Origin of the sequence: Flavobacterium inviolabile, from assembly GCF_013389455.1 — a bacterium.
GTDB classification, from domain to species: Bacteria; Bacteroidota; Bacteroidia; order Flavobacteriales; family Flavobacteriaceae; genus Flavobacterium; species Flavobacterium inviolabile.
Genome location: NZ_CP058278.1, coordinates 1,934,713 through 1,950,710, shown reverse-complemented (window position 1 = coordinate 1,950,710; position 15,998 = coordinate 1,934,713). Strand labels below are relative to the sequence as shown.

The 15,998-nt window shown below is 40.6% G+C and carries 13 protein-coding genes and 2 rRNA genes; 5 read left to right on the top strand and 10 right to left on the bottom strand.

Features of this window, described 5'->3' with window-relative positions; genetic code table 11:
* Positions 1 to 4: 4 nt before the first annotated feature.
* The 4 genes from HW120_RS08690 to HW120_RS08675 form a co-directional block, all read right to left on the bottom strand.
* A complete protein-coding gene (locus HW120_RS08690; RefSeq protein WP_177733230.1) occupies positions 5 to 1,516 on the bottom strand; it encodes a hypothetical protein in 1,512 nt (503 codons plus the stop codon).
* Positions 1,517 to 1,803: 287 nt separating this feature from the next.
* Positions 1,804 to 2,472, bottom strand: coding sequence for a hypothetical protein (locus HW120_RS08685; RefSeq protein WP_177733228.1), 669 nt, complete (start codon positions 2,470 to 2,472; stop codon positions 1,804 to 1,806).
* 184 nt (positions 2,473 to 2,656) lie between these two features.
* Positions 2,657 to 4,120 carry an aminoacyl-histidine dipeptidase gene (locus HW120_RS08680; RefSeq protein WP_177733226.1) on the bottom strand — a complete coding sequence of 488 codons (1,464 nt, stop codon included), beginning with the start codon at positions 4,118 to 4,120 and terminating at the stop codon, positions 2,657 to 2,659.
* Positions 4,121 to 4,258: 138 nt separating this feature from the next.
* Entirely contained in the window at positions 4,259 to 4,543 is a 285-nt protein-coding gene (locus HW120_RS08675; protein WP_177733224.1) for a (2Fe-2S) ferredoxin domain-containing protein, read from the bottom strand.
* Positions 4,544 to 4,656: 113 nt separating this feature from the next.
* Here HW120_RS08675 and HW120_RS08670 point away from each other — a divergent pair, with 113 nt between their 5' ends.
* Positions 4,657 to 5,718: a DUF3810 domain-containing protein gene (locus tag HW120_RS08670; RefSeq protein WP_177733222.1), complete on the top strand. Its 1,062-nt coding sequence runs from the start codon at positions 4,657 to 4,659 to the stop codon at positions 5,716 to 5,718.
* A gap of 36 nt (positions 5,719 to 5,754) precedes the next feature.
* Here the strand turns inward: HW120_RS08670 and HW120_RS08665 are convergent, their stop codons facing one another.
* Positions 5,755 to 7,059, bottom strand: a complete 1,305-nt coding sequence (locus HW120_RS08665; RefSeq protein ID WP_177733220.1) for an NAD(P)/FAD-dependent oxidoreductase — start codon at positions 7,057 to 7,059, stop codon at positions 5,755 to 5,757.
* Positions 7,060 to 7,399: 340 nt separating this feature from the next.
* On the opposite strand from HW120_RS08665, the gene HW120_RS08660 reads away from it, so the two are divergent.
* Together HW120_RS08660 and HW120_RS08655 are read left to right on the top strand one after the other, a co-directional pair.
* On the top strand, positions 7,400 to 7,894 hold the full coding sequence (locus HW120_RS08660) for an RNA polymerase sigma factor (RefSeq protein ID WP_177733218.1): 495 nt from the start codon (positions 7,400 to 7,402) through the stop codon (positions 7,892 to 7,894).
* 15 nt (positions 7,895 to 7,909) lie between these two features.
* Entirely contained in the window at positions 7,910 to 8,548 is a 639-nt protein-coding gene (locus tag HW120_RS08655) for a hypothetical protein (RefSeq protein WP_177733216.1), read from the top strand.
* 40 nt (positions 8,549 to 8,588) lie between these two features.
* On the opposite strand, the gene HW120_RS08650 is transcribed toward HW120_RS08655, so the two are convergent.
* Positions 8,589 to 9,404 (bottom strand): lysophospholipid acyltransferase family protein, encoded by an 816-nt coding sequence (locus HW120_RS08650; RefSeq protein ID WP_177733214.1) that lies wholly within the window; start codon positions 9,402 to 9,404, stop codon positions 8,589 to 8,591.
* 55 nt (positions 9,405 to 9,459) lie between these two features.
* Complete coding sequence (locus tag HW120_RS08645) at positions 9,460 to 10,098, bottom strand: NUDIX hydrolase (RefSeq protein ID WP_177733212.1); 639 nt, start codon at positions 10,096 to 10,098, stop codon at positions 9,460 to 9,462.
* Between the two features lie 95 nt (positions 10,099 to 10,193).
* On the opposite strand from HW120_RS08645, the gene HW120_RS08640 reads away from it, so the two are divergent.
* The gene (locus tag HW120_RS08640) at positions 10,194 to 10,637 is read left to right on the top strand and encodes a DUF4268 domain-containing protein (RefSeq protein ID WP_177733210.1); all 444 of its coding nucleotides are present in this window, start codon (positions 10,194 to 10,196) and stop codon (positions 10,635 to 10,637) included.
* A 9-nt stretch (positions 10,638 to 10,646) separates the two neighbouring features.
* On the opposite strand, the gene HW120_RS08635 is transcribed toward HW120_RS08640, so the two are convergent.
* Positions 10,647 to 11,903: a glycosyltransferase gene (locus HW120_RS08635; protein ID WP_317168422.1), complete on the bottom strand. Its 1,257-nt coding sequence runs from the start codon at positions 11,901 to 11,903 to the stop codon at positions 10,647 to 10,649.
* Between the two features lie 97 nt (positions 11,904 to 12,000).
* Between HW120_RS08635 and miaE the strand changes: the two genes are divergently transcribed.
* On the top strand, positions 12,001 to 12,582 hold the full coding sequence (miaE, locus tag HW120_RS08630) for a tRNA-(ms[2]io[6]A)-hydroxylase (RefSeq protein ID WP_177733206.1): 582 nt from the start codon (positions 12,001 to 12,003) through the stop codon (positions 12,580 to 12,582).
* 204 nt (positions 12,583 to 12,786) lie between these two features.
* Here miaE and rrf read toward each other — a convergent pair.
* Both rrf and HW120_RS08620 read right to left on the bottom strand, forming a co-directional pair.
* Positions 12,787 to 12,896: ribosomal RNA gene (gene rrf, locus HW120_RS08625) — 5S ribosomal RNA — on the bottom strand.
* Positions 12,897 to 13,038: 142 nt separating this feature from the next.
* A 23S ribosomal RNA gene (locus tag HW120_RS08620) occupies positions 13,039 to 15,920 on the bottom strand.
* Between the last annotated feature and the right edge of the window lie 78 nt (positions 15,921 to 15,998).

The following is a 15,998-nucleotide window of genomic DNA, read 5'->3' as shown; positions in this document are numbered from 1 at the left end:
AATTTTAGTTTAAACAAGGTATCTTAATAATATTTGACTTTTTAGAGTCATACTCTAACTTTTCAAAGTTTGTAAAAGTAGCGTCAACTTCAAATAAAGATATACCTAAATTCGCTTTTGATATAAACCTTAAAAAAGTTTTTTTATCCTCTTCTGGATCAGAGTTTGTGTGTATACCGTTAACTCCGTTATAAAATTCATCACTTAAATCATCCACTTTTTTTAATCTTGTCATATTTAAAATTGTACCAATCGCCAAATTTTCACCACAAGGATAGCAGAAAGCTTCTAAACAAGAGGCACAGTTTATCGTCATCGCATATCGTGTGCCGTCGGCCGTAGCCACATAAAAAACAAAATCACCGGTATCAATTTTTCCTTTTTGGATTAAATTACTTATTGTTGCCATATCGTCAAAAGAAAATATGGAATAAGTTCCTTGCCCATCAGCCCCGGATGCATCATGTGTATGTGCTATCATTGTATATTTTGATGGCGGATTTAAATTGATTTCGATAGTGCCGCCACTTCCTACCGGTACTGTCTGAACTGGATCGGGCGTTTCCGCTGTAGCTGATTTGTCAATAAATATCCCGTTTTCATGACTATCTGAGGTGGTGGCCGCTAAATCGATTAAAGATTGTTTTAAACCCGGGAATTTGGCCATTTGTTTGCTGATCGTTTTACACTTAGTGATCAGGTCTAAATCAAAAACCGGAGCGGTAAGTACCGGAGGATTCGTATTAGAACCCGGAGCAGTTCCGCTGCCATTTCCGGCTCCTGCATGTCCGCCGCCGGGGTCACTGCCCTGACTACCCTGATTAGCACCAAACCATCCGCCGGCTCCGGCACCCATACTTCCGCCACCGGCAGTCATATCGCAGGTGGTGGTGGTTACCTCCGTTAAGTGATTGGGGTTGTTACAATATTGGGTGGCCACATGCGGTGTTGTAGAGCCGCTACCCGACCAGGACTGGTCACACATCATCACGGTAGCCGTAACACAGTGTAATTCTTTCTCCGCTATGGCAATATTATAGGTAATGGGCGTGATATGAACAGCTCCTTTAAAATGGAATGAATCGTGTTCTTCACTGGGCGCTAATGGCTCTGTTGGCAAATATTTAAAGAGATAGGCATCCGTTTGCCCGATACTGTCCGTGTCTATGACAAGGTTTTCAAAATAGTCCGGATTTTGGACTTCTCTTTTTATCTGAAAAGTATAGGAGGTTTTGCCTTTATGCTCCAATACTTTTGCCTGGTCCGGCAGGATGGTAAAACCATATTCTGCCTCCATAACGGTTTTGGATTGTGCCGGTTTACTTTTGCTTAGTTTCGAAATTGCGTTAACAAAATGTTGTTCGTTCAGCAGCGCGTCAAAAGTGCTGTTTCTGATTTTTATATTTTCCCGGTAGTTGTTCTTTTGCAATACCTCTTCTTCAAGTTCACAACTAAAAAGAGCCAACAGCATAAAAGTTAGGACCGGAAAGCAGGCGTGTAATTTGCTAATTTTCATAGTGATACGTTTTGGAACTGCGAATCTTGTAATTTTTATTGAAATAACAATTATGGATTGGCATAAAAATTAGGAGTTGAGTATATTTGCGTATATAAGTACCTCTTTTTGGATAAAAAAGGGTGTAATCAGGAGGGAATTTATAACGATACAGCGAAATGATTCCGGAAAAATAACAGTATCATAAAGCTGTTTTTAAAAAGAAAAAGCCCCGAAACGGAGCTTTTAATATTGTTTGAAGACATTTCGTTTTAAAAAATATAACGGTACTGTCGTTTGAAATTAACTTAAAGATTGGTTAAGGCAATAAATAGCACAATAGCCCATTGAATAGTCAAAAGGATCCAAATGGTATTCCGACTTGGTTTTGTGATGCTTTCCAAAGTTTGAATGGTTTTTACCTTGATTATTTCATAGAAGTTCAAATTTTCCTGATTAAAATCGATATCATCCATATTAACTTTTTTCATCGCAAAAACTAAGATTTTCCGAAGCCATTTATTCTCGCTCTGGTCATTTTTAATTTCGTGGATAATCCGCATTTTAGTCATTGAATAATCACCGGCACTTCGAACGATTTGTGGTTGGTTTTTATGAAATTTTTGCAGCACTTTGTCCAGAAGCGGATGTATTAAACTTTCGGATTTGTCTGTTATCAGCTTATTGGCTACTTTCTTAATTGTATATTTATTTCCAAAGAAAATGAAAAGCCAGGGACTTCCGAAAGTACTGATTAACCACAGGATAGAGCCAACAGGTCTTGCTGCAAAAAGTAAGGCCAGAAACGGAATCGGGCTAACGTGTGCGGAATGTCCGGGATCTATGTTTTTGACCAAAAATACAGCTCCAATTATAGCAACAATTACCGTTGAAAATATTCCCAGTAAATTTATCTTGATTAAACTTGCCGCGCCGATGGACGAAAGTTTCACGAAATATTTAAAATTCTCTTTCATAACCTTGTTTTTCCGTGGTTTACATTTTTTTCTGGTTAAAAGTAACGATTTTTTTCAGATAAAAAACAGTGTAACCGGGAAGGTATTTTTAAATGATTTCAGAAGACCGGCAATACCCTAAAACTGTTTTAAAATGAAAAAGCCGGGAAAATTTTCCCGGCTTTTTATTAGTAATGCTTCTCTTTTAGTTTTTCGATGGGATATTTTGTAAAATCTCCAATACGAATTTCCAGTACTTCTGTGCAGAAGCGATAGATGCTCTTTCATCCGGGCTATGCGCTCCTTTGATGGTCGGTCCGAAAGAAATCATATCCATATCCGGGTAATTTGTTCCCAGAATACCACATTCCAATCCGGCATGGCATGCTACCACATGTGGTTTGGAACCGTTTTGTTTTTCGTAAATGGCCGTTAATACATCCAGGATAGGAGAATTCACGTTTGGTGTCCATCCCGGGTAAGAACCTGCAAAATTAACTTCACAGCCAATCAATTCAAAAGCCGAACGCAATGCATTTGCTAAATCGAATTTTGACGTTTCCACAGAAGAACGGGTTAAACACTGGATGGTGATTTTTCCTTCCTTAACAATTACACGAGCGATATTGTTTGACGTTTCCACTAAATTAGCCATATCGGCACTCATACGGTACACACCGTTATGAGCGGTATATAAAGCACGTACCAGACCTTCCTGAACACCTAAGTCCATTACTTTAGCCGGTAGATCCGATTTTACGATTTCGATCGTTAAATTCGGTTCTGTCGTTTTGAATTCTGCTTTGATATCCCCGATCACTTCCTGCATATCAAACACAAAAGCTTCATCATAAATCTGGGAAATAATCACTTTTGCAACACTTTCTCTCGGGATAGCATTACGCAAACTACCACCGTTGATCTCCGCAACCTGTAAACCGAAGTTTTCAAATCCGTCAAATAACAAACGGTTCATGATTTTGTTCGCGTTTCCTAATCCTTTGTCGATATCCATACCGGAATGTCCTCCGTTAAGTCCTTTTACCGTAATGGTATAACCTACAGAATCTGCAGGAGTTTCTTCCTCTTCATACTCACGAACAGCAGTAACATCTACACCACCGGCACATCCGATATCGATTTCATCATCTTCTTCCGTATCCAGGTTTAAAAGGATCTCACCGTCAAGCAAACCGCCTTTTAATCCCATAGCACCGGTCATACCCGTTTCTTCATCAATCGTGAATAAGGCTTCAATTGCCGGATGCGGAATATCGTTACTTTCCAGAATAGCCATGATTGTAGCCACACCAAGTCCGTTATCGGCACCAAGAGTAGTTCCTTTTGCGCGAACCCAGTCTCCGTCAACATACATTTCAATTCCCTGTGTATCGAAATCAAAATTTGTGTCGTTATTTTTTTGGTGAACCATATCCAGATGCGATTGCATTACTATGGTCTTTTTGTTTTCCATACCAGCAGTTGCCGGTTTTTTGATGATTACGTTACCAACTTCGTCGTTGATCGTTTCAAGTCCTAGTTTTTTACCGAAATCCATCATAAATGCAATCACACGCTCTTCTTTTTTTGAAGGACGGGGTACAGCATTCAAATCGGCAAACTTATTCCAAAGCTGTTTAGGCTCAAGGTTTCTTACTTCCTGGCTCATTATTTTTCTGTTTGTAGTTTATAGTTTGTTCTTTCGAATTCGAAAGTCCCAAAGTTACAAAGATTTTCAGCCAAGGAAAACGATAATCAACTTATTTTGAAGATTTAATTTGGAGGAGTAAAACAGCGGGGAAGGCTGTTATTTTGCAATTTTTAAAACCGGTAAGGCAATGTGTTCTTCAAAAATCTGAACTGCTTTTTTTTCCGATACTTCACCAAACCAAAGGTTTTCCGGCTGAACGGAAATTACCGGGGCACATTTACAGTTATCCGTGCAATAGGTTTTAACCAAAGCCACTTCATCTTTTAAGCCAGCTTCCTTTACTAAGGAACGAATGGCTTTGCGATTGTGCTTATTCTCTTTGCTGCATTTGCTGCCATCACAGAAAAAAATTGTTTTTTGAGGCGCTTCTAACTTTTTCATTACCAGAACAATTGCTTTGTTATTTTTATCTATTCTAATTAAATGCAAATATACTATAAGAAAATTAACGGCATCTTAAATTAACATTTTTTATATTTATAAAAATTTTGCTGATGAATAAAAAGCTGTTACTCCCCCTGTTTTTAGGGGTACAAATCCTGTTTTTAAAAGTACTTTCTTTTTTTCCTGAATTCGTAGAACGTTTTTACAGCAATGGCTTTTACCCTTTCCTGTCCCGGATATTGCGCATCAGTTTTGGCAAAATTCCTTTTTCTATTGGTGACCTGTTGTATTTTATCGTAATACTGCTGTTGCTAAAATGGCTTTGGAAACAACGCAAGTCCTGGAAAACCGCCTGGAAAGACAACCTGCTCAGTCTGGTCGGATTTGTGTCTGTATTTTATTTTCTGTTCAACCTGCTTTGGGGCGTGAACTACCACCGTGTTCCGCTGTATAAAAAACTGGCCATAGAAAAGGACTATTCACTGGAAGAACTGATGGATTTTACCAAACGGGTGATTGTCAAAGTGAATGCCGTTCACGCGCAGATCGAAAAAAATGACAGCCTGAAAGTTTCCGTTCCGTATACCCAAAAACAACTCTTTGAAAAAACACTGAACGGCTATCATCACCTTGGCGAAGCATTTCCCTTTTTCGCATACGATCATAAATCCGTTAAAGCGTCATTGATCAGCACACCGCTCACCTATATGGGTTTTAGCGGTTACCTGAATCCGTTTACCAATGAAGCACAGGTGAACGACCTGATCCCGAAAACCAATTTTGCCACAACTACCTGTCATGAAATGGCACATCAGATTGGCTATGCTTCCGAAAGTGAAGCCAATTTTATCGGTTATATGGCTTCCATCTATAATGATGATATTTATTTCAACTACTCCGGTTATACGTATGCGCTTCGCTACTGCCTGCACAATATTGAAATGAAAGAAGAAGGAAAGACCAAAGAACTTCTGCCGTTGATTCGTCCCGGTGTTCTGGAAAACTTTAAAGATTCCGATGCTTTCTGGGACAGCCACCAGAACATTATGGAACCGCTTTTTAAAGTGTTCTACGACAACTTCCTGAAACTGAATCAGCAAAAAGACGGCATGGAAAGCTACAGTAAATTTGTGGATCTGCTGGTTAATTATTACGAAAAGAGAGCATTATAACGATAAAGAGCCGTTTTAAAACGGCTCTTTTTTATTTTACATTTCATCCGGAATAAAACTCTGGGAGCTTTTCTTTTTATAAGGCCGGATAATCAAACGTCCTTCCCTGTCGAAACGGATATAATTGTATACCCAGTTCATAAAAACAACCGCTTTGTTCTTAAATCCGATTAAAGAGAACAAATGAACAAACATCCATACAAACCAGGCAAAAACCCCGTTAAAATGCCATTTCGGCAAATCGACAACCGCTTTATTCCTGCCGATGGTCGCCATCGCACCTTTATCGTGGTACAAAAATGGTTTTCTTTGCTGGTTCTGTATCTTTTTGATAAGGTTATCCGCTAAAAGCGCTCCCTGCTGCAAAGCCGGCTGAGCCATCATCGGGTGTCCCATCGGGTATTTTTCGGTTTCCACCATCGCAATATCCCCTATTGCAAAAATATCTTCATATCCGTGAACCTGGTTGAATTCATCCACTTTGATCCTTTCTATCCTGTCCACCAGCGATTCGGCATGTAAACCTTTTATCGCTGCGCCTTTAACACCGGCTGTCCAGATCACTGTAGCCGATTCAAAAATCAAATCGGAACTGGTTGTCACTGTTTTACCGTCATAATTGGTCACCTTTACATTTTTCCAGATACTCACGCCCAGTCCTCTTAAAAAGTCTTCTGCTTTCTGAGAAGCTTTGGCAGACATCGCATCCAGAATCTTGTTCGATCCCTGGATCAGGTTGATTTCCATTTTCCGCACATCCAGATCCGGGTAATCTTTTGGCAAAATGGCTTTCTTCATCTCGGCTAAAGCACCGGCAAGTTCTACTCCGGTTGGTCCGCCGCCAACAATTACAAAGTTCATCAGGCTCAAACGCTCGTTAATATCATTGGTCAGTAATGCCTGTTCGAAATTTTCCAGTATCAGACTGCGGATATTCAGAGACTGCGGAATGGTTTTCATCGCCATACTGTTTTTCTCAATCTCCTTATTCCCGAAATAATTGGTTTTGGACCCGGTGGCAATCACCAGGTAATCGTAGTATAAATCGCCTATATCGGCAATAACCTTTTTATGTTCCGTATCGATCTCTTTTACCTGCGCCAGCCTGAAATAGAAATTCTCATATTCCTGAACCACTTTCCGGATAGGATAGGCTATCGAACCGGCTTCAAGGCCACCGGTAGCAACCTGGTACAGCAACGGTTGAAAAGTATGATAGTTGTGTTTGTCCAAAAGGACAACCTGAACATTTTTGTTTCTGAGTTTTTTTGCTAATGCAATTCCTGCAAATCCACCTCCTATAATAACGATTCTGGGAAAACTTGAACGGGGAATATTCATTTTCTTTTTTTCATATTTAACACGTAAAGTTACAAACTTTAATCATCACTCCTGCGGTTTTTATTCGCTTTAAGCACTTTCCTTTTCTCCTTAAAAACATACCGAAATGTTCCTGCAACAGCATTTATTTCCTGCCGATAACGAAACTCATTTTCACAACCGGACGGAACGTTACAATGGTTTTATGAAAATCAAATGCTCGTAAGCACATCAAAACCAAAACAGTAATACCGGTATTTTTTACACAGCACAGCATTCCTGAAAAATTTGATTCGTATCTTTAAAAATAAAAAAGAGGAACACCTGTAACAATTCGTTTAAAAACCACACTAATTCCAATATGAATTCGAGTTTAGAGCAATCTTTTGTTTCCCAATTGGAAGAACATCAGAATATTATACACAAGATTTGTCGGCTGTATACTTCTGATGAGGATTCGCACAAAGATTTGTTTCAGGAAATCACGATTCAGTTATGGAAAGCTTTCCCGCAATTTCGCGGAGAAGCAAAATTTACTACATGGGCCTACCGGGTCGCTTTGAATACAGCGATTACATTATACCGAAAAAAGACAAAAACGGTTAATACTATCGAATTTGACAATAAAATACACCGATTTAATCACGAGGATTACAATTTTGAGGAAGAAGAGCAGATTAAATTATTGTATAAAGCGGTACATCAATTAAATGATATTGAAAAAGCCTTAGTCTTTATGTATCTGGAAGACAAGGATTATACGGAGATTGCCGAAACCCTGGGAATCAGCGAAGTAAATGCCCGGGTAAAGATGAACCGTATTAAAGGAAAATTAAAAAAAATTGTAAATCCATAAGGAGAGGATGACTATATGGAAGAGTTAGATTTATTAAAAAAAGACTGGAAAAAGAATGAAAATGCTTTTCCGAAAATTACGGAGAAGGAGATCTATGCCATGCTGCATAAGAAGTCTTCTTCCATCGTGAAATGGATTTTTATTATCAGTATATTGGAGATATTGTTCTGGAGTGTAATCAGTTTCTTTACCGCAGACGAAAATTATCTGAAGACTTTAGAGTCGTATCATATCGCTACGTTAATCAGCATTTTTACCGTTATCAATCATGTGGTAATTCTTTCGTTTATCTTTTTATTCTATATAAATTTTAAACGCATCAATACAACAGACAATGTAAAATCGTTAATGAAAAGCATCCTGAAAACCCGCAAAACCGTACAGTATTATATCTGGTACAACCTGGCGATGATCGGCACTATCTTTATCACGATAATGATTGCGTCTTTTATGTATGATGAGAAGTTTACCCGGATATATAAGGTTTCCGGAAGCGATCAGAGTTTTATGTTCTGGGTTTTAATCATCGGATCTACCATTATATTCTTTGCCATTCTCTTTGGATTGTTCTGGTTGTTCTACCGCTTACTTTACGGATTTTTACTCCGAAGACTGTATAAAAATTATGAAGAACTGAAAAAAATAGACCTATAAAAAAAGCGGCTTACCATCGTAAGCCGCTTTTTTTTATATCTTAATAATCCCACTGTCTTTGTTTGTTCAGTTCTTCCTGGGCTTCAATTTCTTCCACCGGAATAACTTTTAAAAAGGAAGGATGCTGTTCAATAGCATATTCCACTTTTGCGACAATTTCGTCTATAGTATCGTTTTCATAATCAATATCCAACGGTTCCTTGATGATAAACGATTGCAGAATGCCTTTCTTTTTTAACCGCAGTCCTTTTTTATCAAAAGAACGTCTGAAACCGTCAATAACGATAGGTACCACTACCGGTTTATGCTGTTTGATAATGTGTGCTGTTCCTTTTCTAACCGGTTTAAACGACTTTGTTGTTCCCTGCGGAAAGGTAATTACCCATCCATCGGCCAAAGCGATCTTAATATTTTCGGTATCATTCGGGTTGACATCCTTTTTTTCCGATTCGGCTACATCTTTACCTTTAGAACGCCAGGTTCTTTCTACAGTAATTGCTCCCACATAGGATAAAATCCTTGGCAGTAATCCGGCCTGCATGGTCTCTTTTGCCGCTACATAATAAATATTAAGTTTGGGCTCCCACAGGTATCCGATATTTTTAATACTGTCTTCCCTGCCTTTTAAACTGGCATTGAAAACATGAAACATCGCTACCACATCCGCAAAATACGTCTGATGATTGGAGATAAAAAGTACATTCTTATCCGGTAATGCCCTGATAATTTCCGATCCGTCAATCTGAAGTTCATTAAACCCGCGATAACGCCTATGGGTTAAAGCCCCAAAAACACGAATCAGCCATTTTTTAATAAAAAGTATATGACCGAAAGGATTTCTTTTAAACAATCCCATTTTTTTACTGTTTAGTTTTCAAAAAAGAGCTGCAAATTTACAGAAAACAAATCGATTAGATTACATTCTTAACAGTTTCTTTGAGCTCACTCATCATCATTGCTGTGGCACCCCAGACGATATGATCTTCGATTTGAAAAGCAGGTACTTTTATGTTTTGGGCATAGGAAGTGGTCATCATTACCTCGATGATAATGTTATCATCAAGGAACATGGCCAAAGGCAGTTCGATAATCTGGGCGACTTCTTCCAGCTGTGGCACAAAAGACAATTCTTCCTGTGAAATTCCCATAAACGGCGATACCAGAAAATTACTGGGTGGGATATAAATTTCGCTAAAAGGCTTTATTACTTTGATTTTCTGCGGCGCAATACCGACTTCTTCGTGGGTTTCCCGTAGTGCCGTCTGGATTAAATTTTTATCCTCCGGTTCCACTTTTCCGCCCGGAAATGCTATTTGTGAAGAATGAACTCCGGGATAAGTGTTTCTAACGATCAAAACCAGGTGTGTTTTGTTGTTTTTAGGATAAAACAACATCATCACGGCGGCCCTTCTCGGATTTTTATCAACGTAATTTGCCTCTTTCAGAGTAGAAATACGTTCCAGGGGTGCCATTTTTATATGTGCATCCGACGCCAGAAGTTTTTCTTTTTCTATTTTTGGAATATATTTTAAAAAATCTTGAAAGTCCATCTTTTTTTTGAGTTTTCTTTAAAAACACAATCATAAAGTTACCTCAAAAAAATATCTTGGCAAACTTTTATTAATACAAATATTCAAATAAAAAAATGTTCAGTAAGGAAGAAGCACAGAAAATTAAGAAGGAATTTTGGACGGAATTCGCGAGTGTTTATCCTCGAAAATGGTTGTTGTATGACACTAAAATCAAAGATTTTTCTTTTAAATTTTATGTGGACAACAAAAAGATTCAGGTACTATTAGACATAGAACCCAAAGATGAAGAGAAAAGAAAAATTTATTTTGAAAAGATAGAATCCCTGAAAACCATTTTATTAGAAGACTTTCTGCCGGAAGCCATATTGGAACGCAATTTCCATCTGGATACCGGAAAAGTAATCAGTAAAATATGGGTGGAAAAAACAGGAATCAGCCTGTTTAACAAAACAACATGGCCGGAAATCTTTGACTTCTTTTATGAGAATATGGACGCCTTTGAGCGCTTTTTCTATGAATATGAAGACTATATTAAAGATTTGGAAACCAATACCTAACAGAAAGAGCTATTCGGAAGAATGGCTCTTGTCTTTATTCTTTTCCGCTATCCATTTCGACATATAATGCGTACTCTGTAAAGAATGATGCTGTAACATGGCACCGATAAAGTTTCCAAGACGGTGTTCGTTTACATGCTGCAACAAATCCGTTATCCTGATTTTTAAGCTCCCCCAGTACAAAACATCCCGGTATCTTTCCTGCAACAGTAGCAGTCCGTTATTTTGCTTTTCCTGCCATAACTGCTCATTGGCATACAAGGCAGCTGCCTGCGCAATAAAACGGCTGTTATTATCTTCTATAAAACCGTTCCACTCTAAATCTCCGGACATCGATTCGGCTCCTGTAGTTGTTGTAACAGATGGTGTTCCGCACACCATAGCATCCAGCAATTTCCCTTTGATTCCGGCGCCAAAACGGATCGGTGCCAGTAAAACCCTTGCCTTTTCAATTACTTCAAAAGAATTCTCTGCTCTGCCTTTTACAAAAAAACGTTCTTTGGGATTATTAAAATCCAGTACTTTCTGTGACGGATAAGCTCCGTAAATATATAATGCGGCTTCCGGTAACTGTTTTCGCAGTTCGGGCCAGATTTCTTTCTTTAAAACCTGTACGCAGTTCCAGTTTGGTTCGTGCAGAAAGTTGCCGATAAAAACAAAGTCTTTCCGGGACGCAAAAGGCTCCCGCTGCGGCAAAGCTGTAAGTTCCGTTTGAGTGACTAATAAGGGTAAATAGAACAATAATGTCTGATCGACTTTAAAAGTCCCTGTTAGCAATTCCATCTCATACTCCGAGATCATAAAGGTCAGATCACAGCGAAAAATACTGGCAACTTCCCGTTTTGCAAGATCCGACTGCAATAATCCGGCGTCAACAGTAGTCTGATGCTTATAGGCAATTCTTCTGGCTTCCCGCAAACAGTGTAAATCTTCCGTATCCAGCAATCGCAAGGCATCGGGGCAATGTTTCGCCACACGCCACCCAAACTGTTCTTCCATCATAAAACGGTCAAACAAAACAATGGCAGGGTTCAATTCCCGGATATAATCATCAAAACTGGAGCAATTTAACGTTATAGCCGTCTGCTTTACTCCTATTGCTTTTAAATCAACAGCAAAAGGACTATAGGCTGCCGGGCTGGCAAATTCAACGGTATAATTTTCGGCTTTAAAAAATTCAATCAGCTGTAACATTCTGCTGCCGGCTGCAGAAGAATTCGGTTCCGGCCATACATAGCCAATAATCAGCACTAAAGGTTTTCCCATTTGCATTCAATAAGATGCAAATATAAGCAACTTGAAAGGAAACATCATTTTAGACTCTCGCAGTAAAATTGTATTTTTACATCTAAAATTCAGTACAATGTTAGGTTTAAAATTAAAAACAGACCCACGATGGGTAAATATAGTGGAATCCAATATTCAGGAGATCCTGACCGACCATGCCTGGTGTGAGCAGAAAGCTGCCTCCAATGCGATTTCTATCATTACCAACAATTCTGAAAAAGAGGAATTGGTAACCGAAATGCTTAAAATTGCAAAGGAAGAAATCGAACATTTCGAATTGGTACACGAACTGATTAAGGAAAAAGGCCTGACTTTAGGAAGAGAGCGCAAAGACGATTATGTAAATGAACTATACAAGTTCTTAAAGAAAGACGGCAGCCGTAACGATTCATTAATTGACCGTTTATTGTTCTCGGCTATGATTGAAGCGAGAAGCTGCGAACGTTTTAAAGTGTTGTCGCAAAATATTAAAGACCAGAAATTAGCAACATTTTACAGGGATCTGATGATCAGTGAAGCCGGACATTACACTACATTTTTAGGTTTTGCCAGAAAGTATACGGAAAAAGTGGATGTAGACAAAAGATGGCAGGAATGGATTGAATTTGAAACTTCTATCATCACCAAATACGGCAAACAGGAAACCATTCACGGGTAATTATAGGCATTAAAAATTGTAAAGCTCTTCAGTAGAAGGGCTTTTTTTGTGGAGTATTAGTATCCCTTTTGCCCTATAATAGCGTAATATCTTTTATTAAAGGACAATTTATAGGTTATATAACCGGTTCATCTTACTTCTTTTCTCTCACTTCTTACTTCCTAAAAACAAAAAACCCTATCCGTTTGGATAGGGTTTTCAAAAGAAAGGCGGCGACATACTCTCCCACAGGATTGCAGTACCATCTGCGCAGGCGGGCTTAACTTCTCTGTTCGGAATGGGAAGAGGTGAGCCCCGCCGCAATAACCACCTTAATAGGTACCATTGCTTTGAGCAAGGTTTCATTGAGTTTGATTTTTTAAACCAAATTCGAATGAACAATATCTTAACATACTGAGATAAAAATTATTTAATCTTAAAAGAAAGTTGCTTCCCCCACCGAAGCGGGGGAACCGCGTACATAAGCTTACGGGTTATTAGTACTACTCGACTATGACATTACTGCCTTTACATCTATAGCCTATCAACGTGGTCATCTTCCACGACCCTTAAAAGAAATCTCATCTTGTGGTGGGTTTCGCGCTTATATGCTTTCAGCGCTTATCCCTTCCAAACGTAGCTACTCTGCGGTGCTCCTGGCGGAACAACAGATACACCAGAGGTTTGTCCAACTCGGTCCTCTCGTACTAGAGTCAGATCCACTCAAATTTCTAACGCCCACAGTAGATAGAGACCGAACTGTCTCACGACGTTCTGAACCCAGCTCGCGTGCCACTTTAATGGGCGAACAGCCCAACCCTTGGGACCTTCTCCAGCCCCAGGATGTGACGAGCCGACATCGAGGTGCCAAACCCCCCCGTCGATATGAGCTCTTGGGGGAGATCAGCCTGTTATCCCCGGCGTACCTTTTATCCTTTGAGCGATGGCCCTTCCATGCGGAACCACCGGATCACTATGCTCTACTTTCGTACCTGATCGACCTGTATGTCTCTCAGTCAAGCTCCCTTATGCCATTGCACTCTACGCACGGTTACCAAGCGTGCTGAGGGAACCTTTAGAAGCCTCCGTTACTCTTTTGGAGGCGACCACCCCAGTCAAACTACCCACCAAGCAATGTCCCCCGCAACGCGGGGTTAGGCCTCAGATAAGCAAAGGGTGGTATTTCAACAATGACTCCACAACTCCTAGCGAAGCCGCTTCATAGTCTCCCACCTATCCTACACATCACTTATCCAAGGGCAATACTAAGCTATAGTAAAGGTGCACAGGGTCTTTTCGTCCCACTGCGGGTAATCGGCATCTTCACCGATACTACAATTTCACCGAGCTCATGGCTGAGACAGTGTCCAGATCGTTACACCATTCGTGCAGGTCGGAACTTACCCGACAAGGAATTTCGCTACCTTAGGACCGTTATAGTTACGGCCGCCGTTTACTGGGGCTTCAATTCAATGCTTCTCCGAAGATAACATCTCCTCTTAACCTTCCAGCACCGGGCAGGTGTCAGGCCCTATACTTCATCTTACGATTTTGCAGAGCCCTGTGTTTTTGATAAACAGTCGCCTGGACCTTTTCACTGCGGCCAGCATTGCTGCTGGCGACCTTTCTCCCGAAGTTACAGGTCTATTTTGCCTAATTCCTTAGCCATGAATCTCTCGAGCACCTTAGGATTCTCTCCTCGACTACCTGTGTCGGTTTACGGTACGGGTACTTATAATCTAAGTTTAGAAGGTTTTCTTGGAAGCCCTTAGGTACACTATCTCTTTGTCCGAAGACTCCGAGTACTATCGCATTTCACCAGTCCCTGCGGATTTGCCTACAGGGCCTATAGCTAAGTGCTTTAACGAACTATTCCGTCAGTTCGCGGTACTTTCATCACTCCGTCACTCCATCACAATTATAAGTAGTACGGGAATATTAACCCGTTGGCCATCGACTGTCCCTTTCGGGTTCGCCTTAGGACCCGACTAACCCTCAGCTGATTAGCATAGCTGAGGAAACCTTAGTCTTTCGGTGTGCGGGTTTCTCGCCCGCATTATCGTTACTTATGCCTACATTTTCTTTTCTAACCAGTCCAGCAATACTCACATATCACCTTCAACCCTGTTAGAATGCTCCCCTACCACTTGCGAATAAATCGCAAATCCATAGCTTCGGTAGTATACTTATGCCCGATTATTATCCATGCTCGTCCGCTCGACTAGTGAGCTGTTACGCACTCTTTAAATGAATGGCTGCTTCCAAGCCAACATCCTAGCTGTCTGGGCAGACAAACCTCGTTTTTTCAACTTAGCATACATTTGGGGACCTTAGCTGATGGTCTGGGTTCTTTCCCTCTCGGACATGGACCTTAGCACCCATGCCCTCACTGCTGGTAAACATTATATAGCATTCGGAGTTTGTCAGGAATTGGTAGGCGGTGAAGCCCCCGCATCCAATCAGTAGCTCTACCTCTATATAACTTAAGCCAGCGCTGCACCTAAATGCATTTCGGGGAGTACGAGCTATTTCCGAGTTTGATTGGCCTTTCACCCCTACCCACAGGTCATCCGAAGACTTTTCAACGTCAACCGGTTCGGACCTCCACTGTGTGTTACCACAGCTTCATCCTGCCCATGGGTAGATCACACGGTTTCGCGTCTACCACTACTGACTATGGCGCCCTATTCAGACTCGCTTTCGCTACGGATCCACACCTGAAGTGCTTATCCTTGCCAGCAACGGTAACTCGTAGGCTCATTATGCAAAAGGCACGCCGTCACCCCACGAAAGGGCTCCGACCGCTTGTAAGCGTATGGTTTCAGGATCTTTTTCACTCCGTTATTCACGGTTCTTTTCACCTTTCCCTCACGGTACTGGTTCACTATCGGTCTCTCAGGAGTATTTAGCCTTAGCGGATGGTCCCGCCAAATTCAGACAGGGTTTCACGTGCCCCGCCCTACTCAGGATACCACTATCCTTATCTTCTCTTACTTATACGGGACTATCACCCTCTTTGGTTAACCTTTCCAGGTTATTCTAATTCAATCCGCAAGAAATGTCGTGGTCCTACAACCCCAATATTGCCGTAACAACATTGGTTTGGGCTAATCCGCGTTCGCTCGCCACTACTTACGGAATCACTTTTGTTTTCTTCTCCTCCGCCTACTTAGATGTTTCAGTTCAGCGGGTTCACTCACCTATCGGTGTACTATGTCTTCAACATAGTGGGTTGCCCCATTCGGATATCTGCGGATCACCTCGTATGTGCCAATCCCCGCAGCTTTTCGCAGCTTATCACGTCCTTCATCGCCTCTGAGAGCCTAGGCATCCCCCATACGCCCTTATTTTGCTTATTGTACTTTTATCTTAAATTCTACTATTGCTAGCAGAACCCAAAATTACTGTGCTTTCTATTTTTTAAATATTTTCTTATC